1 protein-coding gene is annotated in these 1413 nt (G+C 39.3%); it reads left to right on the forward strand.

What is annotated here, in order from left to right; translation table 11 throughout:
- Window positions 1–38 precede the first annotated feature (38 nt).
- On the forward strand, window positions 39–1367 hold the full coding sequence (locus ACYVG7_RS10360; protein ID WP_460883041.1) for a hypothetical protein: 1329 nt from the start codon (window positions 39–41) through the stop codon (window positions 1365–1367).
- The last annotated feature ends 46 nt before the right edge of the window (window positions 1368–1413 follow it).

A 1413-nucleotide genomic window follows, 5' to 3' on the forward strand; every position in this document is an offset into this window, starting at 1 on the left:
CGCAGGCTCTGCTGTCTGAATGAACAATATTTGTTCGAATGTATGGGGTTGTTCAAAGTATAAACACTGATGCGTCAGCCCTGTATTTATCTAGATTAGCTCGTTATATGGGTTTGCGAGGTTATCAGTCATTTCGAGATCTTGCGACTCAACCAGAGATTAAAGTCAGAAATCTGATATCGGACTTTTTACATACACCGATTAGTAATAATGGATTTGGAACTGGTGCAATTGTTCAATTTGCTGCATGGCTAGATGTATTGATAAAGCAAAATCTGCTGACTATGTCTTTTAAAACCTTGTATCTTGATGAGATTAGTAAGATTGCGCGAGACAATATTGTCCTATCATATCCAGTGATACCTACAGGTGTAGTAAAAAAACTGATTTTCGAAACATCTAAAGGAATTAAGGCTGCAGAAGAGTTGATGCCTCTTTGGGAGGAATTGAATGACAGATATATTAGCGATCTTATTATGATAGATTCAAAGGTCATGTTGACGGGGTCTCTTGGCACTACAATTCATCGATTGTGGGTACGTAAAGGCTCAGTATGGTCTGGGAAGTTTGAGCCAATGATTAATGTTATGGAATCATTAAAGACGCATGTGTATGCTCAAGTACTTCTCTTTACTGGCATGCGTAAAGAAGAGGTTCTTGCGCTTCGGAATGGTGCGGCGAAGAAAAGTGTTAAATCAGGTAATTTTCACTATGCTGTACGGTCTGTCTTAACAAAAACCGACGAGTCGTCAGTAGATTTGGATTGGGTTGCTAATAGCGATGTGTATGATGCTATCAATCTTCTGACTAGATTGAATAAGTCGTTCATTAAGCGTGCAGAAGCATTGTTAAAACATCTACGGCGTAACTTGTCTGAGAATCACATTCATAAGCTTGAGTGGGGTATAAGAGATGACAAGTTATTCTGCTGTAGTGTGTCAGCATTGAGCGTACAGTTTTCACACGCTGCTGAAACAAAGAACTCTATGCTTGAACTTAATCGTTACAAGATTTCATTAGAGAAAAGTGATGTCTATCAGTTGGAACAGTTCGGCTGTAATTATATATCATCAAGCGGTAAGAGTCGTGGTAAGCCTTATGTAACTGGTGATATTTTTAAGTTTAGCGCACATAAATTCAGACATACCTTTGCGTGGTTTATTGTTGCAAATCGACTTGGTGACTTAGATGATATCAAGTATCAATTCAAGCATCTGACGGAGGCGATGACGCTTGTTTACACCAAACGTGCATTTGATGGTTTAGAAGAGCTAAGTAATATAGTGGAAGCGTTTGAACAAAAATGTAACAACGACTTGGTCAATGAACTGATCAGGGCGGGATCGCACTTTGTTAATGAAATTTGAACAGGCAGATCGTCTGTGATCTAATCGCGTCTCCATGCAGGAGGCA

The sequence above is a fragment of the Pseudaeromonas pectinilytica genome, assembly GCF_054780855.1.

Bases quoted from the DNA above. Each gene is read 5' to 3' on its own strand.
- ACYVG7_RS10360 (WP_460883041.1), top strand. From the start codon at position 39: ATGTATGGGGTTGTTCAAAGTATAAACACTGATGCGTCAGCCCTGTAT.